The sequence below is a fragment of the Achromobacter sp. PD1 genome (assembly GCF_048541815.1).
In the GTDB taxonomy this organism is placed as follows: Bacteria; Pseudomonadota; Gammaproteobacteria; order Burkholderiales; family Burkholderiaceae_B; genus Achromobacter; species Achromobacter bronchisepticus_A.
Map to the genome: position 1 here is coordinate 6768586 of NZ_CP183349.1, position 25875 is coordinate 6794460.

A 25875-nucleotide genomic window follows, 5' to 3' on the forward strand; every position below is an offset into this window, starting at 1 on the left:
CTGCATGAAAAAGAGCTCCAGTCTGGAGCTCTTTTCATTTGCGTGATGGCGCTTGGTCGCGGACGACTACACCGTTGCGATCGGCGTGACCGGCGATCCAATGGCATGCGGCAGGCGCAGAGGCGGAGCGGTCAGCATGAAGTGGTGGCGGCCGTTGGCGTGCAGCCAGTCCGCCAGGTCCTTCAGGTACCAGAGTTCCGCCAGCGGCAATCCCAGCTTGAACAGGCAATGGTGATGCAGCGGCAGCATGGCGCGCGGGCCGGTCTGCTCGCGCGCGGGGTAGGCTTCCACGGCGTAGTTGTCGGCGCAGATGGCGGCGATGCCGCTGTCCGTGATCCATTGCAGCAGCGCCTGGTCGGTGCCGTCCAGCGCGGCGCCGTAGGCGTGCAGCGTTTCGGCGTCGGGCTTGCCGTTCATGGCGACCACCGCTTCCGCGTAGCCGGTGCGCAGCACCAGCATGTCGCCGGCTTCGACGCTGATGCCGTCCGTCGCCAGTACATGCATCAGTTCGGCGTGGCCGATCAGCGTGCGGCCGGGGCCGTAGTGGCGCAACAGGTCCACCAGCACGCCGCGGCCCTGCATGCCCTTCTGCGCCAGGTTTTCCACGCCCAGCTTCAGCGCCGCCGACGGGCCGCCGCTGTTGCAGCCGCAGCCGGTATGGTCGCCATCGGCCGGACCGATGACGTCCACGCCAGCCTGGTAGCCGTTGTAGTAGCGCAGTTCAGGCTTGCCGTCGCCGTCGGCGTCGAACAGGGCGCCCACGTGGGCCAGCGCGTCCCATTGCGTCGAATACTGCATCGACAGCAGCACCTGGTCATCGCTCAGCACGTCCACCGCGTCCGGGTTGACGTTGCGCAGCGGGAAGTTCAAGTACGGCGTGTCCGCCAGGCGCGTGGGGCTCAACTGCGGCGGATGGCGCCGCGGGTTGAGCACGTTGCCGCCGGGCAGGTCCAGCGGCAGCGACAGGCAGAAGGTCTTGCCGGCGCGGATCTCGCGTGCGCCCTTCAAGACCTGTTCTTCGGTGATGAGGTTCAGGCGGCCGAGTTGGTCGTCGGGTCCGAAGTCGCCCCAGTTGGAGCCTTCGGGCCGGTTTTTCCAGCGCTGCATGCCGCTTACCCCTTCAGGAAGTCGACGACCGTGCGGGTGAAGACTTCCGGTTGTTCCCAGTTCGAGATATGGGAGGTGTTCATTTCGAAGTAACGCGCGCCGGGAATGGCTGCGGCCAGTTCGCGGCCCTGGGCCGGGGTGGCGGCCAGGTCGTGCGTGCTGCTGATGACCAGCGTGGGCGCCTTGATCGAGGCCACCTGCTCGCGGAAGTCGGCGTCACGCAGCGCGGCGCAGTTGCCCGAGTAGCCGGCGTCCGGCGTGCGGCGCAGCATGTCGATCAGCACCTGGGTCAGGCCCGGCTCGGCCGCGCGGTAGCTGTCGGTGAGCCAGCGTTCGACCAGCGTGGGCGCCATCTTTTCCAGGGTCTGCTCGGCGATCGCGGCGATGCGGGCGCTCCAGCCTTCGGCCGAGCCGATGCGCGCGGCGGTGTTGCACAGGATCAGCTTGTCCAGCAGTTCGGGGCGCGCCAGCGCCAGCCACAGGCCGGTGGGGCCGCCCATCGACAGGCCGCAGAAGTGCGCGCGCTTGATGTTCAGGTGCGCCAGCAGCTCGGCGACGTCGTTGCCCAGTTGTTCGAAGCTGTATTCGCCTTCGGGGATCGACGACTTGCCGTGGCCGCGGGTGTCGTAGCGCAGCACGCGGAAGTGCTTGCTGAGTTCGGGAATCTGGCGGGCCCACATGTCGGAGCAGGTGCCCAGCGAGTTGGAGAGCACGAGCACCGGCGCGTCGGCGGGGCCATCGATGACGTAGTACAGCCGTGCCTGGCTGAGATCGGCGTAAGACATGTGGGTTTATTCCTTGCGATTACAGATGGCAGACGCCGTCGACGTAGGCCTTGCGCCAGCGCGTGATGGTCACGCGCTCGAACAGGTCGGCCTGGGAGAACGGGTCGGCGTCGATGAACTGCTGCGCGGCTTCGCGCGTTTCCAGGGCCACGATGTACAGGCCGCCGCCGGCGTCCTTGCCGTCGTCCTGCAGCTTGGCGCCGCAGGCCAGCAGCAGCTGCTTGTTGGCGTCCAGGTATTCCAGGTGCGCGGCGCGATGCTGCTGGCGCACTTCCTGGTGGCCGGGCTTGTCGAAGGTTTCGATGATGTAGGGCATCAGCCGCTCCTGGTCAGATTGCCGAGGGGTGGCGCGCCAGCGCCGTGACGTTGATGTCCATGTACGGGAACAGCGGCAGCGAGGACAGCAGCGTGTGCAGTTCGTCGTTGCTTTCGACGTCGAAGATGCTGACGTTGGCGTAGCGGCCAGCCACGCGCCACAGGTTCTTCCATTTGCCGTCGCGTTGCAGCTGCTGCGCCAGGGCCTTTTCGTCGGCCTTCAGTTTGTCGGCGCGCTCGGCGGGCATGTCGACGGGAAGATTGACTTGCATTTGAACCATGAACAACATGATGACTCTCTCCAGGAATGCCGCTCCGGCGGAGCCGGAGCGCGGGATCATGAAAACTCAGCGGGAAAACTTCAGCGGCAGGCCGGTCAGGCGCAGCAGCTCGTCGGCGGTGGTGTCGCCGAACATGTCGATGACGGTCACGCCGTCGGCGCGGATGTCGAATACCGCCACGTCGGTGTACACGCGCGACACGCAGCGCACGCCGGTCAGCGGATAGGTGCAGGCCTCGACCAGCTTGCTCTGGCCTTCGCGGGTTTGCAGTTCCATCATCACGAAGACGTCCTTGGCGCCGATCGCCAGGTCCATCGCGCCGCCCACGGCGGGAATCGCGTCGGGCGCACCCGTATGCCAGTTGGCCAGGTCGCCGTGCTGCGACACCTGGAAGGCGCCCAGCACGCAGATGTCCAGGTGGCCGCCGCGCATCATCGCGAACGAGTCGGCGTGATGGAAGAACGAGCAGCCCGGAAGTTCGGTCACGGGCTGCTTGCCGGCGTTGATCAGGTCGTAGTCTTCCTCGCCCTTGGCGGGGGCGGGGCCCATGCCCAGCATGCCGTTTTCGGTGTGCAGGATGACTTCGCGGTCCGCCGGCAGATGGTTGGCGACGAGCGTGGGCAGGCCGATGCCCAGGTTCACGTAGGCGCCTTCAGGAATGTCCTGCGCCACGCGGGCGGCGATCTGGTCGCGGGTCAGTTTGGTGCTCATTGCTGCTCCTTGGCGGCCGGGGTGGCTGCGATCTGCACGACGCGTTTCACGAAGATGCCGGGGGTCACGACGGTTTCCGGGTCCAGCTCGCCCAGTTCAACCACCTCGCGCACCTGCGCCACGGCCACGCGCGCCGCGCTGGCCATGATGGGGCCGAAGTTGCGGGCGGTCTTGCGGTAGACCAGGTTGCCCCAGCGGTCGCCGCGTTCGGCCTTGATGAGCGCGTAGTCGGCGTGCAGCGGATACTCCAGCACATACTGGCGGCCGTTGATCTCGCGGATTTCCTTGCCGTCGGCCAGCGGCGTGCCGTAGCCGGTGGGCGTGAAGAATGCGCCGATGCCGGCGCCGGCGGCGCGGATGCGCTCGGCCAGGTTGCCCTGCGGCACCAGTTCCAGCTCGATCTTGCCGCTGCGGTACAGGCCGTCGAAGATCTGCGAATCCACCTGGCGCGGGAACGAGCAGATGATCTTGCGCACGCGGTTCGCGCCCAGCAGGGCGGCCAGGCCGGTGGTGCCGTTGCCGGCGTTGTTGTTGATGATGACCAGGTCCTTCGCGCCCTGCTCCAGCAGGGCGTCGATCAGTTCCATGGGCTGGCCGGCGGTGCCGAAGCCGCCGATCATGACGGTGGCGCCGTCGGGTACGTCCGCCAGGGCGGCCGCCGCGCTTGCAACAAGCTTAGAAATCATGATGTTTGCTCATAGGTGGCGTGTCATAATTTGTTCTTAATTAGAACTTTCGTTCTTCTGAAGAACATCGTTTCATGGGGACGAGCCGAGCGTCAAGGCGAGCCGGCGCGGCGTCATCCCCATTTACTCTTTTTGCGGTAGACGGATGGCCGAGCAAGATACCCAGCAACCCAGCGACAGCTACGTGCAGTCCTTCGCGCGCGGCTTGTCCGTGATCCGGGCCTTCGGCCCCGACCGTTCGCAGATGACCTTGTCCGAGGTTGCGGCGGTGACCGGGCTGACCCGCGCCGGCGCGCGCCGCATCCTGCTGACGCTGGAGCACCTGGGCTATGTCACCGTCGACGACCGCAAGTTTTCGCTGACCCCGCGCATCCTGGAGCTGGGCTACGCCTACCTGTCCGGAACGCCGCTGTGGAACCTGGCGTTGCCGTACATGGAAGAAGTGGCCGAGCAGACGCGGGAGTCGTGTTCCGTGTCGGTACTGGAAGGCGCGGACATCGTCTACATCCTGCGCCTGTCCACGCACAAGGTCATGACCATCAACCTGGCCGTGGGCAGCCGCCTGCCGGCCTGGGTGACGTCGATGGGCCGCGTGCTGCTGGCGGGCCTGACGGAGCCGGAGCTGGACCGGGTGCTGGCGCTGAGCCAGATCCAGTCCTACACCCCGCACACCATCACCGACATCGCGGAGTTGAAGCGGGTGCTGGCTGGCGTGCGCGCCGACGGCTACGCCTGCGTCGCGCAGGAGCTGGAGCCGGGGCTGCAGTCGGTGGCCGTGCCCATCATGGACCGCAGCGGCCGCGTGATCGCCGCGATGAACGTCAGCGGCCATGCCAACCGCTTTACGCGTGAGGAAATGCTGGCGGCGTTCCTGCCGCCCTTGCGCCGCGCGGCTGACCAGATCAACCACGCCCTGCTGCGCCGCTAGGCGGCGCAGGGGATGGAGGAGGGCGGCGGACAGGCGCATGGCGGGCCTCAGATGGGCGCGACGCCCAGCGTCGTGCCGCCGCAGACGTACAGCATCTGGCCGGTGACGAAGCCGTTGTCCGGCGACAGGAAGAACATCGCGGCGCGCGCCACGTCTTCGGGCGTGCCCAGGCGCTTGACCACGATGCTGTTGATGATGCGTTCGGTCTGCGGCGCGCCTGCCGGGTTGCTCTTGGTGAACAGGTCGGTGGCGATGGGGCCGGGACCGATGGCGTTGACGGTGATGCCGTCGCCGCCCAGCTCCATGGCCAGCGTGCGGGTCAGGCCCACCAGGCCGGCCTTGGTGGCCGAATAGACCACGCGGTCAGGCTTGCCCAGCGCGGCCCGCGACGACATGTTCACGATGCGGCCGAAGCCGGCTTCGCGCATGGCGGGCAGCGCCGCCTGCACCAGGATCAGCGCGGTGCGCAGATGCAGGTTGACCACGTAGTCCAGATCCGCCAGCGTGGCCGTGTCGGCCGTGCCGGGGCGGGTGGCGCCAGCGTTGTTGACCAGGCCCACGATGTTGTAGGCCGCGGTCACCTCGCGGGCGACTTCCTTGGTGCGCGCTTCGTCGGTCAGGTCGGCCTGATACGACACCAGTCCCGCGGGCGGATTCTCGGGCAGCTTGTAGTCGATGTTGACGACCTTGTGTCCCGCATCCAGCAGCATGCGGATGATCGCCGCCCCGATACCGGCGCTGCCGCCGGTCACGAGATACGCAGTAGGTTTGCTCATATCGGTTCCCTATTCCAAATTCCAACGCTTGCCAAAACGCCGGCGGTACTTATTCGTCCGTCCCTCCCCTGGCGAGGACACCACCAGATCCGGCTTTGCCGGTCTGCAGGTGTCGCCCCCTGGGGGGCGCGCGCAAGCGCGTACGGGGGGGCTTAATGCGTCAGATAACCCCACAGGAGGACGGCGGTGATGTGGATCACGCCGACCCACAGCATCATGATGACGGTATAGCCCATCACGTCGCGCAGCTTGAGCTTGGACAGCGCCAGCGCCGGCAGGATCCAGAAGGGCTGCACCAGGTCGTTCCAGGCATTGCCCAGCATGACGGCCATGGTGGTCTGGTTGAGCGCGCTGCCGATTTCCTTGGCGGCGTCGATCATGAACGGACCCTGGATGACCCAGTGGCCGCCGGCCGACGGCGCGAAGAAGTTGATGACGAACGAGCTGATCAGGCCCCAGAACGGCAGCGACTCGGGCGTGGCCACGTCGACGAACACTTGCGAGATCGTGGTGACCAGGCCAGAGGCGGCCATGATGGCCATGATGCCGGCATAGAAGGGGTATTGCAGGATGATGCCGGAGATCGTCTTGATGCCTTCGGTCAGCTTGGCCACGTAGGCGGCCGGCGTGCCCAGCAGGATGATGCCCAGGAACAGGATGATGAAGTTGATCAGGTTCAGGTCCAGCGAGCCGCCGTCCATGAAGTGGAAGGTCACGTAGGCGATGCCCAGCGCGCCGATCAGCAGGCTCAGGATGCGGCTGTTGTTCAGCTTGGAGGCGATGGTGCCTTTTTCCAGCATGTCTTCGGCGGCGTTGGACGTATTGGCGTCGCGGTCGATGGCCGGGTCCACTTCAACGATCTTCTCGCCCTTCTTGGGGTGCAGCCAGGCGTTGAGCAGCGGCAGCGTCACGATGATCACCAGGCTGGTGATCAGCATCGGCACCGAGAAAATGGTCTCCGACAGCGGGATGGTGCCCATCTGCTTGGCGGTGGGGTGGTTGGGGGTGGCGACCAGCACGGGGATGCTGGCCGACAGGCCCAGGCCGTACATGGTGAAGCCGCTGTAGGCCGCGGCGATGATCAGGGGGTAGTGCACGCCCTTGACCTTCAAGGCCAGCTTCTTGGCGACGATGCCGCCGATGACCAGGCCGAAGCCCCAGTTCAGGTAGCTGCCGATGCCGCCGACCAGCGTTGCCACGATGATGGCGGTGTGCGGCTTGTGCACGTGGCTGACGATGCGGTTGAGCATGCGGTCGGTGAGCGGCGCGGTAGCCAGCACGTAGCCCATCGCCAGGATCACGGCCATCTGGGTCGTGAAGGCCAGCAGGCTCCAGAAGCCGTTGCCCCAGGCGCGCGTGATGTCGCCGATGCCCTTGCCCTCGACGCCCATGGCCAGCAGCACGGTAAGCAGGGTCAGCGCGATCGCGAAGACGAAGGGGTCGGGCAGATACTTGCGCATCAGCTCCGTAAAGAATGAAGCCAGTTTATTCATGATGCTTCCTACAAACTCCGGTCAGGCTGGTTTTCTTGCGTCTTGCGCCGCCCGGCGCCGGGTGTCGGCGGGGGCGGGTGGGACGATTGCTTTCTTTGTGTGGTTGGGCTTGTGGCCCGCTGGCGCTGGTGGCGGGATGCCCCGCGCCTTATGGTGTGAATGCTTTGCTTGCTCGGCCGTCAGGAGCCGCTGGCCTTGCCGTTGAGCCACTCAGCCAGTTCGCCCAGCGCGGCGCTTTTCTCGCGTAGCACGCGCTCGCGGCGTTCGGGGCTCCAGGTATAGAAGCCCTGGCCGCTCTTGGCGCCGATCTGGCCGCTTTCGACCTTGCTCTTCAGGAGTTCGGAGGGTTCGGTACGGTTTTCGAGGTCTTTGTAGAGATAGCTGGCGATCGCGTAGTGCACGTCGATGCCGTTCATGTCGCGTTGTTCCAGCGGTCCTGACAGGGCCAGGCGGATGCCCAGGCTCCACTTGACCACTTCGTCGATGTCCTCGGCGCTGGCCACGCCTTTCTCCAGCAGCGAGATGGCTTCGCGGGCCAGGGCGTGCTGGATGCGGTTGGCGATGAAGCCGGGGATGTCCTGGCGCACCAGCACCGGACGCTTGCCCGCGTAGCGCAGCGTGGCCATCACCCGGGCGACGGTGTCTTCAGACGTACCGTCGTTGCGCACCACTTCCACCAGCGGAATCACGTCCGCGGGCGTGAAGAAATGGGTGCCGACGAAACGGTCGCGGCGCACCACCGCGCTGGCGATGGCGTTGATGGACAGGCCGGAAGTGTTGGTGGCGAAGAGGGTGTGCGCGGGGCACAGGGAATCGAGCTTGGCAAAGATGCCGCGCTTGAGTTCCAGCTTTTCTGGCACGGCCTCGATCACCAGGTCGCTGTTGCAGGCTGCTTCCAGCCCGGGCGCGACTTGAATGCGCTGCATCGCTTCCTGGACGTTGCCCGGGGCGTACACATTCAGTTGGCGGTCTATGGTCTGCAGCGCGCGGTCCAGCGCGCCTTCCATCGGGTCGATCAGGACGACGTTCAAGCCCTTCGAGGCGAACAGCGCGGCGATGCCGCTGCCCATGGCGCCTGCGCCGACGATGGCGAGATTCTTGAGGGGAGTATCCATGATGGTTCGCTCGGTGCTGACACGCCGGGCTTGCGGGCGGGCACGGGCGGAACCAGGGTGCTTTCTGTCTCTTCCGGAGTGCCTTCCTGTGCGCCTGGCCAGAAAAATCGTTTTGTTCTATATACGAACATTTGTGCGTATATAGAATTTCTGAAAGAGATAGTACTAAAAGTCGCGGGGGGCGGACAAATGGGGAATTTTTGGTGTCCGACTGGTGGACGGTTCGCAGGCAGGGGACGCCGGCCCGCGCTCTGGCGCGAGCGCGGGCCGGCCTGACTTCACCAGCGGTAGGTGGCGGTGCCGATCACCCGGCGCGGTTCGCCGTAGAAGCAGCCGTAGGTGCAACTGCCGATATAGGTCTTGTCGGTCAGGTTGGACGCGTTCAGCGCGAACTTCCATGGCCCCGTCGCGTAGCTGATCATGGCGTCGAACAAGGTGAAGGATGGCACCTCCACCGGCATGCCGTGCGCCATGCCGCGGGTGCTGCCCACATAGCGCAGGCCAGCGCCGATTCTCAAGCCAGGCAGGCCGAAGTCGCCGAAACCATAGTCGCCCCATAGCGAGAACTGGTTGTAGGGGACCGAGCTCAGGCGCTTGCCTTCCTCGTCGGGTTGCAGGGGGCTGGCCTTGAGCGTGCGCGCGTCGGTGTAGGCGTAGGCGGCGATCAGGTTGGCATTGCGGCCGATGCGGGTGCGCGCCTCCAGTTCCAGGCCGCGGGTCCGCGCCTCGCCGGCCTGTATCTGATAGGACGTGTCCAAGGGGTCGGTCACGGTCATGTTCTTGCGGGTCAGTTGGTAGACCGCCGCCGACAGCATGGTGTCCGAGCCGGCGGGCTGGTAGCGCAGACCGGCCTCGTACTGCTGGCCGGTGGTGGGCTGGAAGCGGCTGCCCTGGCGGTCCTGGCCGCTGGTAGGCTCGAATGACTCGCTATAGCTGAGGAACGGCGCCAGCCCGTTGTCGGCCAGGTAGACCAGGCCGGCGCGGCCGGTGAAGGCCTTGCTCTTTTCGCCGTCCGCATATTTTTCGTCGGTGAAGAAGTTGCGCTCGTCGACCGTGACCCAATCCTGTCGTCCGCCCAGCAGGACGACCCATTTGTCGGCGATCTTGATCTGGTCCTGAAGGTAGATGCCCAGGCGCTTCATGTCGGTGACGGAGGAAGACCCGGGGAACGGCGCGACGGGGCCTAGCGGCATGCCATACACAGGATCGTAGAGGTCGATGTTGTTGTTGCTGCGGATATAGCGTTCGGTTTCGTGTTTGGGCAGCGAGTAATCGATGCCCGCCAACAGCGTGTGGCGCACCATGCCGCTGCCCACCTCGTACTGCAGGGACGTATCGGAGATCAGGGCGGAGGAGCGATCCCAGCGTGGCATGGCGCCGCGATCGGCGGTCCAGCGCTGGTCGGGCGCGAGCTGCCAGATGTCGGTGGAGTGATAGGTGCTGTCCGCATGGAAATAGCGCGCACTGTTGCGCAGCTTAAGCTGGCTGTTGAAGGCGTGTTCGAACAGATAGCCGATCGAATAGCGTTCCATGTTGAACTTGTCGAAACCGGGCTCGCCGGTAAAACGATTGCGTGGGATCCGGCCGTTGACGTTGGGGAGCACCGTGCCTTGCGCCGGCAGGCCATAAACGTAGACGGTGTGGTCCTTCTGGTATTCCGCAAGCAGGGTCAGCGAGGTGGCGGCGCTGGGCTGCCACGTGATGGCAGGCGCGATGTAGGTCCGATCGTCAGGCACATGGTCGATGAACGTATCGCTCTCGCGCAGCAAGGCGGTCAATCGGTACGACCACTTGCCATCTTCATCGAGCGCGCCGCCGAAATCGCCGGAGATCTGCTTGCGGCTGTAGTTGCCCGCTTCAACGTTCAGTTCGCGCAGCGGCTCCACGGTGGGGCGTTTGCTGACCGTATTGATGATGCCGCCGGGCGACGCGGAGCCGTAGAGGACGGAGGATGCGCCCTTGAGGAACTCGATGCGCTCCAGCCCATACACCTCCTGCCGCCCGTTGTAGATGTTCACGGTGTACAGCATGCCGTCGCGGTAGTAGTTGCCCAGGTTGCTGCGGAAGCCCCGCAGGAACAGGCTGTCAGACGTGCGGTCCATGCCTTCAGCGCGGCTGACGCCCGCCACGTAGCCCAGCGCATCTTGAATGCTCTGCGATTTCAGGGTGTCGATTTCCTCCGCGCCCACGACCGAGATCGATTGCGGCGTTTCGATGATGGGCGTGTCGGTGCGGGTGCCGGTCGCGCTGAGCCGGGCCGCGTAGCCATGCAGGGGGCCGGTGGCGGTCTCCGCGGCCTGCGCGGTGACGGTCACGGCTTCGAGCGTGGTGGCGTCGTGGTGCGACGCCGGCGCCGGGCGCAGCGTGTAGCTGCCGTTGCTTTCCGGCAGGGCTTGCAGGCCTTGGCCGCGCAGCAATTCACCGAAGCCTTCGCGCACCGAATAGCTGCCTGACAGGCCGTTGCTGCGCTTTCCATGCAGCAGCGCGGCGTCCATACTCAGTTCTACGCCGGCCGCGCTGGCGTAGGCATTGAGCACCTGGCTCAGCGGGCCGCCGGCGATGTCGTAGCTGCGCCTGGTCTCGACGCTCTGCGCCTGCGCGGTGGCGGTCGCGCCAGGGATGACGCAGAACGCCACGCTGAGAAACAGCGCCAGGCGCATCAGGCGGGGAATCGCGGGGCGGAGCGCTGGCGTGGCTGGCGCGTCGGAATGGGACCTGGGCTGCGGGTGACGGGACATTGGGTGATGCCTTGCGGTTCGTGCTGGAGATGAAAGGGGGTCACCCTATATCCCGAGCAAGAACGCCGAATCCGCAATTGCCGCCTCGAAAAGTTTGTAACGGCGACAGCCGGTTGGCCGTCATTGCGCTGCCTGCACTGTCACCCAGTAGCGCGTCCGGTAGCTCACCGCCACCGGCAGGGCCCGCGTGAGGTTGTCCAGCGCCCGGTCCGTGTTGCGTACGGGAAAGACGCCGCTCACCAGCAGGCCCGCAACGTCGGGATCGCAGCGCAGCAGGCCTGGCCGGTAGCGGGCCAGTTCTGCCAGGAATTCGTCCAGGCGCATGGCATCGGCCACCAATACCCCGCGGCTCCAGGCCGCCGCGCTTTCCTGCGCAGGACTAGGTGCCGCGGCCCCGCCTGACGAAAAGCGCGAACCCTGGCCGGCTTGAAGCAGGACTGCCTGTTCCGGTGCGCCGAGGGGACGGATTTCCACGGCGCCTTCGAACACGGCCACGCGGGAGGTTTCGGTATCGTCCCTGACCGAGAATCGGGTGCCCAGGGCCTGGATGGAGCCGTGGCGGCTGCGCACCCGGAACGGCCGGGCCATGGCTGCCAGATCTGGCGCGGTTGCTACCAGGATTTCTCCGGCGTGCAGCACCACCACGCGTTCGTCCGCGGTGAACCTGAGGTCGATGGCGGTCGCGGTGGACAGCGTCACGTTGGACCCATCCGGCAGGGTGACGGTCCGGATTTCGCCAGTGCCGCTGCGGTAGTCGGCCGTTGCGGTTTGCCAGGAGTCGGTGCCGCGCAGGACGTAGCCCACGCCCACGATGGTTGCGCCCAGCCCCAGCAGGCTGATCGCGCGGCGCCGCGAGACGCCAGCCGGGCGTTTGCGCAGAGCGTGGCTGGCGGCCTGCGGCGATACGCTGCCGAGCTTGTCCTCGAATTCCAGCAGCCGTTGCCAGGCCAGTTCATGGTCGGCATGTTGCGCGCGCCAGCGGGCGCAGTCGGACTGGTCGGTGGGGTTGACGTCTTCCGACCACAAGCGCGCCATCCATTCGGCTGCCCGCTGCACGATGGCGGGGTCGATGGCCCGATTCAAGCCCTGGGGATTTGACGGAATGCCGGGCGTGGCGGACATGCCCGGTCAGCCGCCAGGGGTCGCGTGCAGGGCCTGGTAGCAGGCCAGCAGCGCGGAAGCCACGTATTTCTCCACCGACGACACCGACACGGCCAGCCGCGACGCGATGTCGCGGTAGCTCAAACCGTCCAGTTTGCGCAGCAGCAGCGCCTCGCGCGCCTTGGCTGGCAGGCTCTGCAGCACGGCATCGATCTCGACCAGGGCTTGTACCGCCATGGCGCGGGCTTCTTCCGACGGCGCATGCGCCTGCGGCAGACCGGCGAGGGCTTCGAGATAGGCGGCCTCGATCTGGCGGCGGCGGTAGAGGTCGATCACCAGGCCGCGGGCGACCTGCGCCAGATGCTGGCGCGACTGGTGCGGTTCGGGCAGCCGGCCAGTGTGCAGGATGCGCAGATAGGTGTCGTGCGCCAGATCCGCCGCGTCGAACGCATTGCCCAGCCTTCGACGCAGCCAGCTTCTCAGCCAGCTGTGATGATCGGCATACAGGCTTTCGATGCCCTGCTGCGCTGCGGATTGGTTGGTCGACATGCGGGCCCCTGCAACGCGCGAAGGCGGCAAAAATGGCGCGGGTAAAAGATGAGAATCGGACTCATTCTATACCGCGCGCCATTTCGCCAGCAATGCGCTAGCCCGAGTTGCGCAGCCCCGCCGCAATCCCGTTGATGGTCAGGTGGATGGCGCGCTGCACACGCTTGTCCACTTCGGCCTCGGGATGCTTCTGCGCCGCGCGGTGGCGGCGGATCAGGTCGATCTGCAGGTAATTGAGCGGATCGATGTAGGCGAAGCGCTCGCGCAGCGAAGCCTGCAGCGTGGGATTGTCGGCCAGCAGTTCGCGCTGGGTCAGCAGCTTGAGCATGGCCAGCGTGCGGCCGTGCTCGGCGCTGATGGCGCCGAAGATGCGTTCGCGCACGCCGCGCTGCGGCACCAGCTGCGCGTAGCGCGCGGCGATCGCCAGGTCGGACTTGGCCAGCACCATTTCCATGTTGGACAGCAGCGTGCGGAAGGCGGGCCAGTCGCGCGCCATTTCGCGCAACTGGGCCAGGCGGCCGCGGCGCGAGCGGGGCGCGTCGGGGGCGCCGGTTTCCAGATAGGCCTCGATGGCCGAGCCCATGCCGTACCAGCCGGTCAGCATCAGGCGGCATTGCGCCCAGGAGAAGCCCCAGGGAATGGCGCGCAGGTCTTCGATGCGCTGGCCCTTCTTGCGCGAGGCGGGACGCGAGCCGATGTTCAGGCCGGCGATTTCGCTGATGGGCGTGGCGGCGAAGAAGTAGTCGGCGAAGCGCGGGGTGTCGTAGACCAGGCCGCGATAGGTGCGCTGCGCGGTTTCGGACATGAAGGACATGGCGGGGCCGTGCTGGGCCATGTGCGCGTCTTCGGCGCTGGTGGCTTCGGCGCGCGGCGCCAGGCTGGATTCCAGCGTGGCGGCGACCAGCAGTTCCAGGTGCCAGCGGCCGACCTCGGCGTCCTTGTACTTGCTCTGGATGACTTCGCCCTGTTCGGTCAGGCGGATCTGGCCGGCCACGGTGCCCGGGGGCTGCGCCAGGATGGCGTCGAAGCTGGAGCCGCCGCCGCGTCCGACCGAGCCGCCGCGGCCGTGGAACAGGCGCAGGCGCACGTTGCGGGCCGAGAACACGTCGACCAGCGCGCGTTCGGCCTGGTAGAGCGACCAGTTGGACGTGAGGAAGCCGCCGTCCTTGTTGCTGTCTGAATAGCCCAGCATGACCTCCTGCGCGCCGTTCTGCGCCAGCTTCACGCGCTGGCGGACTTCGGGCAGGTCCAGCCAGGCGGCCATGATCTCGGCGCCGCGCTGCAAGTCGGGAATGGTCTCGAACAGCGGCACCACCATCAGGCCGTCTTCGGGCTGGATCTCCTGGCCGGCGGGGGCGATGAGACCGGCTTCCTTCTGCAGCACCATCACTTCCAGCAGGTCGCTCAGGGTTTCGGTGTGCGACACGATGGTCTGGCGCACGGCCTGCTTGCCGTAGCGCGCGCGGCCGGCGGCGGCGGCGCGCAGCACGGCCAGTTCGCGCGTGGTGTCTTCGCTATAGGCGATCCAGGGCGAAGCCAGCGGACGCGCCTGCGCCAGTTCGGCGCGCAGCAGTTCGACGCGTTCTTCTTCGGTAAGCGCCAGGTAGTCCAGCGGCTTGCCGTCGCGCTGCGTGCCCGCGCGGGCGAACAGCTCGGCCAGCGCGCGCTCGTGCACGTCGGAACTCTGGCGCAGGTCCACCGTAGCCAGATGGAAGCCGAACACTTCCACGGCCTGCTGCAGGCCGGCCAGACGCAGCTTGGCGATGGGCGAGCCATGGTGGGCGGCCAGCGACGCGGCGATCACGGCCAGGTCGGCGGACAGTTCTTCCGGACCTTCGTAGGCGCTTGCTGCGACGGTGCTGCGGCGGGCCAGGTCCTGGCCCGTCAGGCGCTGCGCGGTGGCGGCCAGGCGGGCGTACACGCCGACCAGCGCGCGGCGGTAGGGCTCATCGCGGCGGTGCGGCGAATCGTCGCCGCTGGCGTCGGCCAGCGCCAGCAGTTCGGCATCCACGCCGATCAGCAGTGTGGTGACGGACAGCTCCGCGCCCAGGGCGTGGACCTCTTGCAGATAGTGCTCGAACAGCACGGTGGCCTGGCGCAGCAGCGCGCGTTCCAGGGTGCTGGCGTCGACGTTGGGGTTGCCGTCGCGGTCGCCGCCGATCCAGCTGCCCATGCGCAGGAAGGGCTCCAGCGGCGGGGGCGGAGCGGCGAAGGGCTTGGCGGATTCGCGGCTCAGCAGCTTGGACAGGTCGCCGTACACGCGGGGAATGACTTGCAGGAAGGTGCTGCGGTAGTACGACAGCGCGTTCTCGATTTCGTCGGCCACCGTGAGGCGCGTGTAGCGCAGCATGCGCGTCTGCCACAGCGTGGCGACACGGCCGAGCAGGGAGGCATCCAGGTCGGCCAGCTCTTCCGGCGTCAGCGTGCCTTCGCGCTGCGTCAGCGCGCCGGCGATCTCGCGGTGCACGTCCAGCGTGCTCTTGCGCTGCACTTCGGTGGGGTGCGCGGTCAGCACCGGCATCACGCAGGCCTCGGCCAACAGGCGGCGGATGCGGGCCACGCCCACGCCCTGGCGGCCCAGGGTCTGCACGGCGTCGCGCAGGCTGCCGCGCTCGGGCGCGCCGCTGGCGATGGCGCGGGCGCGCTGGCGGCGGTTCTGGTCGCGGTCTTCGGCGATATTGGAAAGGTGCAGGAAGTAGCTGAAGGCGCGCGCTACCGAGTTGGGGTCGCTGCCTTGCAGGCGCTTGACGCGTTGCTCCAGCAATTTGCCGTCGGCGTCGTTGCCTTCGCGGCGGAACTTCACGGCCGTGCGGCGCAGGGTTTCGATGGTGTCGAAGACGCGTTTGCCCTCACATTCCTCGATGACGGTGCCCAGTAATCGGCCTAATAGCCGGATATCGTGACGCAAGGGTTCTGCTGAATCGGACTGCGGGCGCATGGCATTCATCTGGCGGGGATCCGTCGAGGCTGCTGAGAGAGGGGGAAGGGGTGGGAAAGAAGAGGCGTTGCAGGTAAACCGGGAAAAAGAACCAGGAAGATTTTACGCAGACTTTTTACGCCAGCCGCCGGCGTCGGTTTAAAGTCCGCCAGCAGCATGTTTACACTAAAGGCAGGCCGTCACCCGTGCGTACAAGCCTTCAGTCCCTTCGTCTTTCCAGAAGCCCCCATTTATGCAAAATCATCAACGTCGCGCGCTCGTGCTGTTTTCGGGCGGCCAGGATTCCACTACCTGCCTGGCCTGGGCGCTGGACCGCTATGCCCATGTGGAAACCGTGGCGTTCGATTACGGGCAGCGCCATCACATCGAACTGACCGCGCGGCTGAACGTGCTGCGCGAGATCCGCAGCAACTTCCCTGACTGGGCACCGCGCCTGGGCGAGGACCACTTGCTGGACCTGAAGGTGCTGGGCCAGGTGGGCGACACCGCCATGACCAGCGACCGCGCCATCGAGATGCAGGCCAACGGCCTGCCCAACACGTTCGTGCCTGGGCGCAACCTGCTGTTCCTGACGCTGGCCGCCGCGCTGGGCTACCGGCGCCAGCTGGACGTGCTGGTGGGCGGCATGTGCGAAACCGATTTCTCCGGCTATCCCGACTGCCGCGACGACACCATCAAGGCGCAGCAGGTGGCGCTGGGCCTGGGACTGGGCTCGCGGGTCACGATCGAGACGCCGCTGATGTGGATCGACAAGTCCGAGACCTGGGCGCTGGCGCATCAGCTGGGCGGCGACGCGCTGGTGGAAACCATCGTCGAAGAAAGCCACACCTGCTACCTGGGCGAGCGCGGCGCGCGCCATGACTGGGGCTACGGTTGCGGCGAGTGTCCCGCCTGCAAGCTGCGCAAGATCGGTTGGGAAAAATGGGTGGTGGCTTCCGCCGCCGAAGGCTGAAACGCCGGCCGCCGCCATCGCGCGGCGGGCGCTTCAGGCAAATGCCGCGCGCGTCCTGGCGATGAACTTCCACCTTAGCGCGAACGCCGCCGCACCGATAGCCGCGGCTAGGCCCAGCGACAGCGCCATCGCGCCGCGCGCGCCGTAGCTGTCCACGATGTAGGCATAGGCAACCGGCGAGGCGGCGGTAAGCAGAAAGCTGGGGATCAGCAATGAACCCACCAGCGTGCCATAGCTGCGGAAGTCGAAGAGCGCCAGCGGCAGGGTGCCGCGGGTAATGGTCAAGAGGCCGTTGCAGGCGCCATAAAGCAGCGCGTAGGCGGCGGTGGCATAGAGGTTGCCGCCGGACAGCAGCGCCAGCAGGAAACACAGGGGCAGCATCGCGCCGACCGCCAGGGTCAAGGTCAGCGGATGCAGGCGCGAGCCCAACGCCACATCGGCCAGACGGGCCGCGAACTGGCCGACGCCCCACAGGGCCGCGACGCTGACCGCGGCGGCCGCGGCCAAGCCCAGGCCCGACAGCAATGAAATCAGATGAGCCGCGTTGCCCGCCGCCAGGAAGTTGGTCAGCATGGCGACCAGCGCGTACAGCGCGCCCGCCAGGCGGCGCTCGGCGGCGTTGCGGGTGAGGCCGGCGGGCGCCTTGTCCTTGCTGCCGGGCGCCGCGGCATAGCGTTCGCGCGGCAGCGCCAGGTAAAGCGGCACCGTGGCCAGCGCCAGACCGGCATAGGCCAACGCCGCGCCGCGCCAGCCCAGCCAGCCCGACAGCGCATGACCTACCGGCCACATCACCGTGGACGCCAGTCCGCCGAACAACGTGATCTGCGACATGGGCCGCCGCGCCGACGGTCCGGCCGCGCGTGCTAGCGAGGCGAAAGCCGCGTCGTACAGGCTCAGCCGCATGCCAATGCCCAGCACGGCCCAGGACAGGAAGTACCAAGGGATGGCGTGCGCGATCGACAGGCCCGCGCAGCCCAGCGCGCCCAGTACCGCGCCCAGCGGCATGACGCGATGTCCGCCCCAGCGGTCCACGGCCATGCCGGCCAGCGGCGACACCAGGGCCATCACCACGATGGCCGCCGAAAAGCCGCCGTAGACGGTGGCGGCGTTCCAGCCCAGGTCGGCGGCCATGGCCGGTCCCAGGGCGCCGATCAGGTAGTACGTCACGCCCCAGCCGACCAGTTGCGTCAGCCCCAGGCAGACGATGGCGCGCGGCGCAATCACGGCCGTTGCGGCGGCGTGTTGTCGCCTTCGCCCAGCGCGCGCTGCATCAGCACCGTGTCGCGCCATTCGCCGTGCTTATGCCCCACCGAACGCAGGGTGCCGGCGGGATGGAAGCCCTGGCTGGCGTGCAGCGCGAGCGACGCGGCGTTGCGGCTGTCGCCCACCACGGCCAGCATCTGGCGCCAGCCGGCGGCGGTGCAGCGTTCGATCAGCGCGGCCAGCAGCTTGCCGCCGATGCCCAGTCCGGAGCGGCCCGCCTTCACGTACACCGAATCTTCGACCGTATGGCGGTAGGCCGGGCGCGGGCGGTAAGGCGTGACGTAGGCGTAACCCACGACCTCGCCGTTGATCTCGGCCACCAGATAGGGCATTTCCTTTTCCAGTACGGCGCCGCGGCGCTGGCGCATTTCCTGGATGGACGGCGGCTCCAGCTCGAACGAGGCCGTGCCGTGCAGCACGTGGTGGGCGTAGATGGTCTTGATGGCGGGAAGGTCGGCTTCCGCGCTGTCGCGGATGAGGACGGTGGGAGCGGGGGACGACATGGGCGGGCCGTGAGCAGGAAAGAAAAATAGAAGCCGCCAGTGTCGCGCAAGCTTATTTATTAATAAAGCTTTGGTCCATTATGATTTGTATAAGTAAAACTTTGGATTGAGCGATGCGCGGTCTCAACCTAGATCACCTGCGCACCTTTGCGCAGGTGATCGAACTGGGCAGTTTTTCCGCCGCCGCGGAGCGGGGCGGCGTGACGCAGCCCGCCGTCAGCCTGCAAATCCGCCAGTTGGAGCGGCGCTTCGGCATGAAGCTGGTGGAACGCATCGGCCGCCGCGCCGGGCCGACAGCCGCAGGGCTGGAGCTGCTGTCGCACGTGCGCGTCATCGACGCGGCGCTGGCGCAGGCCGAACTTGCCATGACCGCGCATGCGTCGCAGGTGTCCGGCCGGGTCCGGCTGGGCACGGGCGCTACCGCCTGCACCTATCTGCTGCCGCCTATCCTGGCGGATCTGCGGCGGCGCTTTCCGGCATTGGACATCGTGGCCAGCACCGGCAATACGGCGGACATGCTGCGCGGGCTGGAGAACAACACGCTCGATATCGGCCTGGTCACCTTGCCCGCGCCGGGACGCATGTTCCAGGTCACGCCGGTGCTGGATGACGAGTTCGTGGCGATCTTTCCCGCCGGCGATGCTGCCGCCATTCCCGCGGCCGCCACGCCGCAGGCGCTGGCGCAGCTGCCGCTGGTGCTGTTCGAACCGGGCGCGCGCACCCGCCGCCTGGTGGACGACTGGTTCGAGGACGCCGGGCTGGCCGCCAAGCCCGTGATGGAGCTGGGCAGCACCGAAGCCATGAAGGAGATCGTTGCCGCCGGCCTGGGCTGCGCGATCCTGCCCAGGCTGGCGGTGTCGGGCGCGGGCCGGCGCCAGGCGCTGGAGGTGCGCTCGCTGGCGCCGCGCCTGGCGCGCAGCCTGGCCATCGTGCTGCGGCGGGACAAACCGCTCAGCCGGGGGTTGCGGCATCTGCAGGAGTCGCTGCTGGCGTTGCGTGGATGAATCCGAGGACGTGGGTACACTGGCGCAGACCATTCCACGCCACTTGAATCGCAATCATCGCAAAATGGACAAGCCTGCTGCCCGCAAGCCCTACAAGCCCGCAGAGCTGGACCTGTTTCCCTATGAGTCCTCGCGGCGTCCGGTGGCCGGGCTGGCAGTGGATTACGAAGACGGCCATCGCGTCCGCCGGCACCGCCACCGCCGCGCCCAATTGCTCTATGCGATCTCCGGCGTGATGGTGGTGGATACTGACGCCGGGATCTGGGTGGTGCCGCCCACGCGCGGCGTCTGGGTGCCGGCCTGGGTATCGCACGGCTTGCGCATGAGCGGCGAGCCGCGCATGCGCACCGTGTTCGTCGAGCCCGGCGCGGCCGCGCACTTGCCGTCCAGCTGCTGCGTGTTGTCGATTTCCCCCCTGTTGCGGGAGCTGATGGTCGCGGCCGCCGAGGTGCCGCTGGACTGGGCGCCCGACACGCGCGACGGCCGGCTGATGATGCTGCTGCTGGACGAACTGCGCCAGGAGCCGGTGCTGCCGCTGCATTTGCCGCAGCCCGCCGAGCCCCGCCTGGCGCGCATCTGCCGGGCCATCGTGCGCCACCCGGAACGCCAGGACGGCGCGGCCGATTGGGCGCGCGCGCTGGGGGTGGACCCGAAGACCGTGCACCGCCTGTTCCTGCGGCATACGGGCATGACTTTCGGCCGCTGGCGCCAGCAGGCGCGGCTCCTGGCGGCGATGGAGCGGCTGGCGCGCGGCGAGCGCGTGCTGGAGGTGGCGCTGGACCTGGGCTACGAAAGCCCCAGCGCCTTCGCGGCCATGTTCCGCAAGGCCGTGGGCGAGCCGCCCAGCGCCTTTGCGGCCCGTGGCATGGCGTCCGCCTGATGGCCGCGGCCGCGGCCCGGGGGCGGCCAGCGGGCGGGCGCGGCCCGAACCAGCGTATTATTTAACGTTTTGCCGCCTACGCTAACAGCTACAGCCAGAGACAAACCATGCCGCACTACCGCTCCCGCACCTCGACCCACGGCCGCAACATGGCCGGCGCCCGCGCCTTGTGGCGCGCCACCGGCATGAAGGACGGCGACTTCGGCAAGCCGATCATCGCGGTAGTGAACTCGTTCACGCAGTTCGTGCCGGGCCACGTGCACCTGCGCGACCTGGGCGCGCTGGTCGCCAAGGAAATCGAGGCCGCAGGCGGCGTCGCCAAGGAATTCAACACCATCGCCGTGGACGACGGCATCGCGATGGGCCACGGCGGCATGCTGTATTCGCTGCCCTCGCGCGAACTGATCGCCGACTCGGTCGAATACATGGTCAACGCGCATTGCGCCGACGCCATGGTCTGCATCTCGAACTGCGACAAGATCACCCCGGGGATGCTGATGGCCGCGATGCGCCTGAACATCCCGGTCGTGTTCGTGTCGGGCGGGCCGATGGAAGCGGGCAAGGTCAAGTCGCCCACCGATGGCAAGGTCATCGCCAAGATCGACCTGATCGACGCCATGATCAAGGCCGCCGACCCCAAGGTGTCGGATGCCGAAGTGGCCGAAGTCGAACGCAGCGCCTGCCCGACCTGCGGCTCCTGTTCCGGCATGTTCACCGCCAACTCGATGAACTGTCTGACCGAGGCCATCGGCCTGGCGTTGCCGGGCAACGGCACCATCGTCGCCACGCACGCCTGGCGCAAGGGGCTGTTCGAACAGGCCGGCCGCCTGGTGGTGGACCTGTGCCGCCGCTACTACCAGGAAGAAGACGAGTCGGTCCTGCCGCGCAGCATCGCCACCAAGAGCGCGTTCCAGAACGCGATGGCGTTGGACGTGGCCATGGGCGGCTCGACCAACACCGTGCTGCACTTGCTGGCCGCGGCGCAGGAAGCGGGCGTGGACTTCACCATGGCCGACATCGACCGCATTTCGCGCAGGGTGCCCTGCCTGTGCAAGGCGGCGCCCGCCACCGACAAGTACCACATCGAAGACGTGCACCGCGCTGGCGGCATCCTGGGCATCCTGGGTGAACTGGCGCGCGCGGACCTGCTGGATCTGTCCTGCGGCAACGTGCACAGCGGCACGCTGGGCAACGCAATCAAGCAATGGGACGTGGCCGGCGGCGCTGGCGAAGAGGCGCAGAAGTTCTACCGTGCGGCTCCGGGCGGCATTCCGACCACGGTGGCGTTCAGCCAGGACGCAACCTTCCTGACGCTGGATACCGACCGCAAGACGGGCTGCATCCGCAGCAAGGAAAGCGCCTATTCCAAGGATGGCGGCCTGGCCGTGCTGTACGGCAATCTGGCTGAAAAGGGCTGCATCGTCAAGACGGCGGGCGTGGACGAGTCGCAATGGGTCTTCACCGGCCGCGCGCGCGTCTTCGAAAGCCAGGACGATGCGGTGGAAGGCATCCTGGGCGACCAGATCGTTCCGGGCGACGTGGTGGTGATCCGCTATGAAGGCCCGAAGGGCGGTCCGGGCATGCAGGAAATGCTGTATCCGACGTCGTACCTGAAGTCCAAGGGCCTGGGCAAGACTTGCGCGCTGTTCACGGATGGCCGTTTCTCTGGCGGTTCGTCGGGTCTGGTGATCGGCCATGCTTCGCCGGAAGCGGCGGAAGGCGGCACGATCGGCCTGGTGGAAGAGGGCGACGTGATCGAGATCGATATCCCGAACCGCAAGATGCATCTGGCGGTGTCCGACGAGGAACTGGCGCGCCGCCGGGCGGCCATGGATGCTCGTGCTGACGGCTGGGAGCCGGTCGGCCGCGAACGTGTCGTGTCGCAGGCGCTGCAGGCGTATGCGGCGTTGGCGACTTCGGCGGATCGTGGGGCTGTGCGGGATTTGTCGCAGCTGAAGCAGAAGGGCAAGCGTTGATTTTGCTTGCTGGTGGATAAGAGGGCGGCGCTTTTTAGCGCCGCTTTTTTTTTTGGTCGTTTGGTGAGTGCTGGTTGGTGTTGACGCCGTGCGGGTGCCGGTGGTGGTGCCGTGGTGCTTCGTAGGCCGCCCGTCGACGTCGACGCGTGGGAGGCGAGCGCCCACGATTGCGGTCCGGAGCGTTCGCTCCGGACTGCCCCGTCGTCATCGTCGTTGCCGCCTGCGGCGGCTGCCTTCCGATTCCCTCGGGCGCATCGAGGTTGCTCGCCTCCCACGCGCCGGCGCCGACGGGCTACTTGAGTCTTGGCTTGTGGCGCTGCTGCATCCGTGGTCGGGGGCGGGGCTCTTGGTGCCCGTCATTATTGGCCGCGCGGGCGGCCAATAATGACATACGTGATTTCTTGCATTGCTATTGTGTTCGCTGGCGCGAATGCGGTGGGGGGAGGGGGAGGCGGCAAGCGCGTCCCTATTTAGGGGTTCAAAGTATCTAGATACTTTCCCCATTTGCGCCTCGGGACCTTCAGGTATATATTTCAAGCCTAAACTATCCAGGTTTAAATATCTGCGGCCGCCAGCTCCAGGAATTCAGAGCGGATGTCGCTTACCACGGAGCGCTACGGCAATGAAAATAGTCTGCATCGGCGGGGGCCCCGCCGGCCTGTATTTCGGTCTGCTCATGAAGCTGCAAGACCCCGCCAACGAAGTCACCGTGATCGAGCGCAACCGCCCTTACGACACCTTCGGCTGGGGGGTGGTGTTCTCCGACGCCACCATGCAGAACCTGCGTGAAGCCGACCCCGTTTCCGCCCAGACCATCGGCGACGCCTTCAACCACTGGGACGACATCGACATCAACTTCAAGGGCCGCAGCATTCGCAGCGGCGGCCACGGCTTCATCGGCATCGGCCGCAAGAAGCTGCTGAACATCCTGCAGGCGCGCTGCGAGGACGTGGGCGTGAAGCTGGTGTTCGAACAGTTCATCCAGGACGACCAGGCCATCGCCCGCGAATACGACGCCGACCTGGTCATCGCCTCGGACGGCATCAACAGCCAGGTCCGGACCCGCTACGCCGACACTTTCCATCCGGACATCGACCAGCGCCGCTGCCGCTTCGTGTGGCTGGGCACCAAGAAGGTGTTCGACGCCTTCACCTTCGCCTTTGTCCAGACCGAGCACGGCTGGTTCCAGGCACACGCCTACCGCTACGAAGACGGCATGTCCACCTTCATCGTGGAAACGCCCGAGGAAACCTGGCAGGCCGCCGGCATCGAGCAGATGAGCCAGGAAGAGGGCATCGCCTACTGCGAAAAGCTGTTCGCGCCCTGGCTGGACGGCAATCCGCTGATCAGCAACGCCACGCACCTGCGCGGCTCGGCCATCTGGATCCGCTTCCCGCGCGTCATCTGCAATACCTGGGTGCACTGGAACAAGCTGGATACCGCCCGCGGCGAGCGCCGCGTGCCCGTGGTGCTGATGGGCGACGCCGCCCACACCGCCCACTTCTCGATCGGCTCCGGCACCAAGCTGGCCCTGGAAGACGCGATCGAGCTGGCGCGCTGCCTGAGCGGCGCCGAAGGCAGCGTCGAAGCCGGCCTGAAGCACTACGAGGAAGTGCGCAGCGTCGAAGTGCTGAAGATCCAGAACGCCGCCCGCAACTCCACCGAATGGTTCGAGAACGTCGAGCGCTATGCCGACCTGGAGCCTGAACAGTTCGCCTATTCGCTGTTGACCCGTTCGCAGCGGATCTCGCACGAAAACCTGCGCCTGCGCGACCCGGCCTGGCTGGAAGGCTTCGAGCGCTGGATCGCGGAGCGCGCCGGCGCTGCCGCCGCGCCGGGCCAGCGGCCCGCGATCCCCATGCTGACGCCCTATCAGGCGCGCGGCGTGCGGCTGAAGAACCGCATTCTGGTGTCGCCGATGGCCATGTATTCCTGCACCGATGGCGTGCCGGGCGACTTCCACCTGGTGCACCTGGGCGCGCGCGCCATGGGCGGCGCGGGCCTCGTCATGGTCGAGATGACCTGCGTGTCGCCGGACGGCCGCATCACCCCGGGTTGCCCGGGCCTCTGGAGTGACGAGCAGCGCGACGCGTTTGCCCGCATTGTCGGCTTCGTGCATGGCAACAGCGATGCCCGCATCGGCCTGCAGCTGGGCCACGCCGGTCGCAAGGGTTCCACGCAGCTGGGCTGGCAGAAGATCGATCATCCGCTGGCCGAAGGCAACTGGCCGCTCTTGTCTGCGTCGGCCCTGCCTTACATCGAAGGCGTGTCGCAGACGCCGCGCGCCATGACGCGCGCCGACATGGACGACGTGCGCGACAACTTCGTGGCCGCCGCCCGCCGCGCCGAGCAGGCCGGCTTCGACTGGCTGGAGCTGCACTGCGCGCACGGCTACCTGCTGTCCAGCTTCATTTCGCCGCTCACGAACCATCGCACCGACGAATACGGCGGCAGCCTGGAGAACCGCCTGCGCTTCCCGCTGGAGGTGTTCCATGCCGTGCGCGCGGTATGGCCCGAGAACAAGCCCATGTCGGTGCGGATCTCCGCCAGCGACTGGGTCGAAGGCGGCATCACGGCCGATGACGCGGTGGAGATCGCGCGCCACTTCAAGGCTGCCGGCGCCGACATGATCGATTGCTCGTCCGGCCAGGTCAGCAAGGAAGAAAAGCCGGTCTACGGCCGCATGTTCCAGACCCCGTTCGCGGACCGCGTGCGCAACGAGGCCGGCATCCCGACCATCGCGGTGGGCGCCATCTTCGAGGCCGACCACGCCAACGGCATCATCGCCTCGGGCCGCGCCGACCTTTGCGCGCTGGCGCGTCCCCATTTGGCTGACGCCTCCTGGACGCTACGCGAAGCCGCGCGAGTGGGCTACCGTGATGTTTCCTGGCCGAGCCAGTACTTCGCCGGCAAGCGCCAACTGGAAACCAACTTCGAACGCGCCGCCGCGATGGCGCAACTGGATATCAAATGAACGCAACTCCGCTCCCGCTGGCCGGACGCCACGCCCTGGTGACGGGCGGCGCCCGCGGCATCGGGCTGGCCTGCGCCCGGGCGCTCTTGCAGCGCGGCGCGCGCGTCACGCTGCTGGGCCGTGACGGCGCCGCGCTGGACGCCGCGGCCGACAGCCTGGCCAGCCTCGGCCAGGTGCAGGCCGTCAGCGCCGACATCGCCAACGAAGCCTCGGTGCGGGCGGCCTTCGCCCAGGCCGAGGCCGAGTTCGGTCCGGTACTGGTGCTGGTGAACAACGCCGGCCAGGCCGTCAGCCAGCGCTTTGACCGCACCGACGCGGCGCTGTGGCAGTCGATGCTGGACGTCAATCTGACCGGGACCTTCCACTGCATCCAGGCGGCCTTGCCCGGCATGCTGCAGGAAAAATGGGGCCGCGTAATCAACGTGGCCAGCACGGCCGGCCTGATCGGCTACGGCTATGTCAGCGCCTATTGCGCGGCCAAGCACGGCGTGATCGGCCTGACCCGTTCGCTGGCGCTGGAAACGGCGCAGAAGGGCGTCACGGTCAACGCCGTATGCCCCGGCTACACGGAAACCGACATCGTGCGCGGCGCGGTGTCGAACATCGTCGACAAGACCGGCATGACGCCGGACGCCGCGCGCGCCAAGCTGGCCGAGCGCAACCCCCTGGGCCGCCTGGTGCAGCCCGAGGAAGTGGCCGAGACGGTCGCCTGGCTGGCCTTGCCGGCTTCGGCCTCGGTCAACGGCCAGGCCATCGCCGTAGACGGCGGCGAAGTGATGACCGGCTGAAGCCGGCGCCCC

Annotated in this window: 22 protein-coding genes; 7 read left to right on the forward strand and 15 right to left on the reverse strand. The window is 67.1% G+C overall.

What is annotated here, in order from left to right; genetic code table 11:
* Positions 1-66: 66 nt before the first annotated feature.
* The 6 genes from ACM1PE_RS31955 to ACM1PE_RS31980 are packed head-to-tail and all read right to left on the reverse strand — an operon-like array spanning position 67 to position 3885.
* Positions 67-1107: a cyclase family protein gene (locus ACM1PE_RS31955; protein ID WP_419342136.1), complete on the reverse strand. Its 1041-nt coding sequence runs from the start codon at positions 1105-1107 to the stop codon at positions 67-69.
* 5 nt (positions 1108-1112) lie between these two features.
* Positions 1113-1892 (reverse strand): 3-oxoadipate enol-lactonase, encoded by a 780-nt coding sequence (gene pcaD, locus ACM1PE_RS31960; protein ID WP_419342137.1) that lies wholly within the window; start codon positions 1890-1892, stop codon positions 1113-1115.
* Between the two features lie 19 nt (positions 1893-1911).
* A complete protein-coding gene (locus ACM1PE_RS31965; protein ID WP_059378009.1) occupies positions 1912-2208 on the reverse strand; it encodes a YciI family protein in 297 nt (98 codons plus the stop codon).
* 13 nt (positions 2209-2221) lie between these two features.
* Complete coding sequence (gene catC, locus ACM1PE_RS31970; RefSeq protein ID WP_042796227.1) at positions 2222-2497, reverse strand: muconolactone Delta-isomerase; 276 nt, start codon at positions 2495-2497, stop codon at positions 2222-2224.
* Between the two features lie 57 nt (positions 2498-2554).
* Positions 2555-3199, reverse strand: coding sequence for a 3-oxoacid CoA-transferase subunit B (locus tag ACM1PE_RS31975; protein WP_013396545.1), 645 nt, complete (start codon positions 3197-3199; stop codon positions 2555-2557).
* The gene (locus tag ACM1PE_RS31980; protein WP_013396544.1) at positions 3196-3885 is read right to left on the reverse strand and encodes a 3-oxoacid CoA-transferase subunit A; all 690 of its coding nucleotides are present in this window, start codon (positions 3883-3885) and stop codon (positions 3196-3198) included. The genes ACM1PE_RS31975 and ACM1PE_RS31980 overlap by 4 nt, the downstream gene beginning before the upstream one ends.
* A 145-nt stretch (positions 3886-4030) precedes the next feature.
* Between ACM1PE_RS31980 and ACM1PE_RS31985 the strand changes: the two genes are divergently transcribed.
* Positions 4031-4813: an IclR family transcriptional regulator gene (locus tag ACM1PE_RS31985; protein WP_059378008.1), complete on the forward strand. Its 783-nt coding sequence runs from the start codon at positions 4031-4033 to the stop codon at positions 4811-4813.
* A 47-nt stretch (positions 4814-4860) separates the two neighbouring features.
* Here the strand turns inward: ACM1PE_RS31985 and ACM1PE_RS31990 are convergent, their stop codons facing one another.
* From ACM1PE_RS31990 to ppc, 7 genes are all read right to left on the reverse strand, one after another.
* A complete protein-coding gene (locus ACM1PE_RS31990) occupies positions 4861-5589 on the reverse strand; it encodes an SDR family NAD(P)-dependent oxidoreductase (RefSeq protein ID WP_054459427.1) in 729 nt (242 codons plus the stop codon).
* 152 nt (positions 5590-5741) lie between these two features.
* Entirely contained in the window at positions 5742-7082 is a 1341-nt protein-coding gene (locus ACM1PE_RS31995) for a short-chain fatty acid transporter (RefSeq protein ID WP_118931682.1), read from the reverse strand.
* Positions 7083-7261: 179 nt separating this feature from the next.
* On the reverse strand, positions 7262-8197 hold the full coding sequence (locus ACM1PE_RS32000) for a 3-hydroxyacyl-CoA dehydrogenase family protein (RefSeq protein ID WP_419342138.1): 936 nt from the start codon (positions 8195-8197) through the stop codon (positions 7262-7264).
* Positions 8198-8475: 278 nt separating this feature from the next.
* Positions 8476-10935, reverse strand: coding sequence for a TonB-dependent siderophore receptor (locus tag ACM1PE_RS32005; RefSeq protein WP_419342139.1), 2460 nt, complete (start codon positions 10933-10935; stop codon positions 8476-8478).
* 120 nt (positions 10936-11055) lie between these two features.
* The gene (locus ACM1PE_RS32010) at positions 11056-12057 is read right to left on the reverse strand and encodes a FecR domain-containing protein (RefSeq protein ID WP_419342140.1); all 1002 of its coding nucleotides are present in this window, start codon (positions 12055-12057) and stop codon (positions 11056-11058) included.
* 6 nt (positions 12058-12063) lie between these two features.
* A complete protein-coding gene (locus tag ACM1PE_RS32015) occupies positions 12064-12585 on the reverse strand; it encodes a sigma-70 family RNA polymerase sigma factor (RefSeq protein WP_059377995.1) in 522 nt (173 codons plus the stop codon).
* A 97-nt stretch (positions 12586-12682) separates the two neighbouring features.
* Complete coding sequence (gene ppc / locus ACM1PE_RS32020) at positions 12683-15532, reverse strand: phosphoenolpyruvate carboxylase (RefSeq protein WP_419342141.1); 2850 nt, start codon at positions 15530-15532, stop codon at positions 12683-12685.
* Between the two features lie 223 nt (positions 15533-15755).
* Between ppc and queC the strand changes: the two genes are divergently transcribed.
* Positions 15756-16475, forward strand: a complete 720-nt coding sequence (gene queC, locus ACM1PE_RS32025; RefSeq protein ID WP_306634348.1) for a 7-cyano-7-deazaguanine synthase QueC — start codon at positions 15756-15758, stop codon at positions 16473-16475.
* Positions 16476-16508: 33 nt separating this feature from the next.
* Here queC and ACM1PE_RS32030 read toward each other — a convergent pair whose 3' ends face one another.
* The gene (locus ACM1PE_RS32030; protein WP_059377989.1) at positions 16509-17699 is read right to left on the reverse strand and encodes an MFS transporter; all 1191 of its coding nucleotides are present in this window, start codon (positions 17697-17699) and stop codon (positions 16509-16511) included.
* Positions 17696-18241 carry a GNAT family N-acetyltransferase gene (locus tag ACM1PE_RS32035; RefSeq protein WP_059377986.1) on the reverse strand — a complete coding sequence of 182 codons (546 nt, stop codon included), beginning with the start codon at positions 18239-18241 and terminating at the stop codon, positions 17696-17698. The genes ACM1PE_RS32030 and ACM1PE_RS32035 overlap by 4 nt, the downstream gene beginning before the upstream one ends.
* A 113-nt stretch (positions 18242-18354) precedes the next feature.
* Here ACM1PE_RS32035 and ACM1PE_RS32040 point away from each other — a divergent pair, with 113 nt between their 5' ends.
* The 5 genes from ACM1PE_RS32040 (at position 18355) to ACM1PE_RS32060 (ending at position 25863) form a co-directional block, all read left to right on the forward strand.
* Positions 18355-19245 carry a LysR family transcriptional regulator gene (locus ACM1PE_RS32040; protein WP_251878052.1) on the forward strand — a complete coding sequence of 297 codons (891 nt, stop codon included), beginning with the start codon at positions 18355-18357 and terminating at the stop codon, positions 19243-19245.
* A gap of 64 nt (positions 19246-19309) precedes the next feature.
* Positions 19310-20125, forward strand: coding sequence for an AraC family transcriptional regulator (locus ACM1PE_RS32045; RefSeq protein ID WP_059377979.1), 816 nt, complete (start codon positions 19310-19312; stop codon positions 20123-20125).
* A 107-nt stretch (positions 20126-20232) separates the two neighbouring features.
* Positions 20233-22101: a dihydroxy-acid dehydratase gene (gene ilvD, locus ACM1PE_RS32050; protein ID WP_419342142.1), complete on the forward strand. Its 1869-nt coding sequence runs from the start codon at positions 20233-20235 to the stop codon at positions 22099-22101.
* 622 nt (positions 22102-22723) lie between these two features.
* Positions 22724-25075: a bifunctional salicylyl-CoA 5-hydroxylase/oxidoreductase gene (locus tag ACM1PE_RS32055; protein ID WP_419342143.1), complete on the forward strand. Its 2352-nt coding sequence runs from the start codon at positions 22724-22726 to the stop codon at positions 25073-25075.
* Complete coding sequence (locus ACM1PE_RS32060; RefSeq protein ID WP_419342144.1) at positions 25072-25863, forward strand: SDR family NAD(P)-dependent oxidoreductase; 792 nt, start codon at positions 25072-25074, stop codon at positions 25861-25863. The genes ACM1PE_RS32055 and ACM1PE_RS32060 overlap by 4 nt, the downstream gene beginning before the upstream one ends.
* Positions 25864-25875 lie beyond the last annotated feature (12 nt).

Coding starts and splice junctions, on each gene's coding strand:
- ACM1PE_RS31955 (WP_419342136.1), bottom strand. CDS start 1,107: ATGCAGCGCTGGAAAAACCGGCCCGAAGGCTCCAACTGGGGCGACTTC.
- pcaD (WP_419342137.1), bottom strand. CDS start 1,892: ATGTCTTACGCCGATCTCAGCCAGGCACGGCTGTACTACGTCATCGAT.
- ACM1PE_RS31965 (WP_059378009.1), bottom strand. CDS start 2,208: ATGCCCTACATCATCGAAACCTTCGACAAGCCCGGCCACCAGGAAGTG.
- catC (WP_042796227.1), bottom strand. CDS start 2,497: ATGTTGTTCATGGTTCAAATGCAAGTCAATCTTCCCGTCGACATGCCC.
- ACM1PE_RS31975 (WP_013396545.1), bottom strand. CDS start 3,199: ATGAGCACCAAACTGACCCGCGACCAGATCGCCGCCCGCGTGGCGCAG.
- ACM1PE_RS31980 (WP_013396544.1), bottom strand. CDS start 3,885: ATGATTTCTAAGCTTGTTGCAAGCGCGGCGGCCGCCCTGGCGGACGTA.
- ACM1PE_RS31985 (WP_059378008.1), top strand. CDS start 4,031: ATGGCCGAGCAAGATACCCAGCAACCCAGCGACAGCTACGTGCAGTCC.
- ACM1PE_RS31990 (WP_054459427.1), bottom strand. CDS start 5,589: ATGAGCAAACCTACTGCGTATCTCGTGACCGGCGGCAGCGCCGGTATC.
- ACM1PE_RS31995 (WP_118931682.1), bottom strand. CDS start 7,082: ATGAATAAACTGGCTTCATTCTTTACGGAGCTGATGCGCAAGTATCTG.
- ACM1PE_RS32000 (WP_419342138.1), bottom strand. CDS start 8,197: ATGGATACTCCCCTCAAGAATCTCGCCATCGTCGGCGCAGGCGCCATG.
- ACM1PE_RS32005 (WP_419342139.1), bottom strand. CDS start 10,935: ATGTCCCGTCACCCGCAGCCCAGGTCCCATTCCGACGCGCCAGCCACG.
- ACM1PE_RS32010 (WP_419342140.1), bottom strand. CDS start 12,057: ATGTCCGCCACGCCCGGCATTCCGTCAAATCCCCAGGGCTTGAATCGG.
- ACM1PE_RS32015 (WP_059377995.1), bottom strand. CDS start 12,585: ATGTCGACCAACCAATCCGCAGCGCAGCAGGGCATCGAAAGCCTGTAT.
- ppc (WP_419342141.1), bottom strand. CDS start 15,532: ATGAATGCCATGCGCCCGCAGTCCGATTCAGCAGAACCCTTGCGTCAC.
- queC (WP_306634348.1), top strand. CDS start 15,756: ATGCAAAATCATCAACGTCGCGCGCTCGTGCTGTTTTCGGGCGGCCAG.
- ACM1PE_RS32035 (WP_059377986.1), bottom strand. CDS start 18,241: ATGTCGTCCCCCGCTCCCACCGTCCTCATCCGCGACAGCGCGGAAGCC.
- ACM1PE_RS32040 (WP_251878052.1), top strand. CDS start 18,355: ATGCGCGGTCTCAACCTAGATCACCTGCGCACCTTTGCGCAGGTGATC.
- ACM1PE_RS32045 (WP_059377979.1), top strand. CDS start 19,310: ATGGACAAGCCTGCTGCCCGCAAGCCCTACAAGCCCGCAGAGCTGGAC.
- ilvD (WP_419342142.1), top strand. CDS start 20,233: ATGCCGCACTACCGCTCCCGCACCTCGACCCACGGCCGCAACATGGCC.
- ACM1PE_RS32055 (WP_419342143.1), top strand. CDS start 22,724: ATGAAAATAGTCTGCATCGGCGGGGGCCCCGCCGGCCTGTATTTCGGT.
- ACM1PE_RS32060 (WP_419342144.1), top strand. CDS start 25,072: ATGAACGCAACTCCGCTCCCGCTGGCCGGACGCCACGCCCTGGTGACG.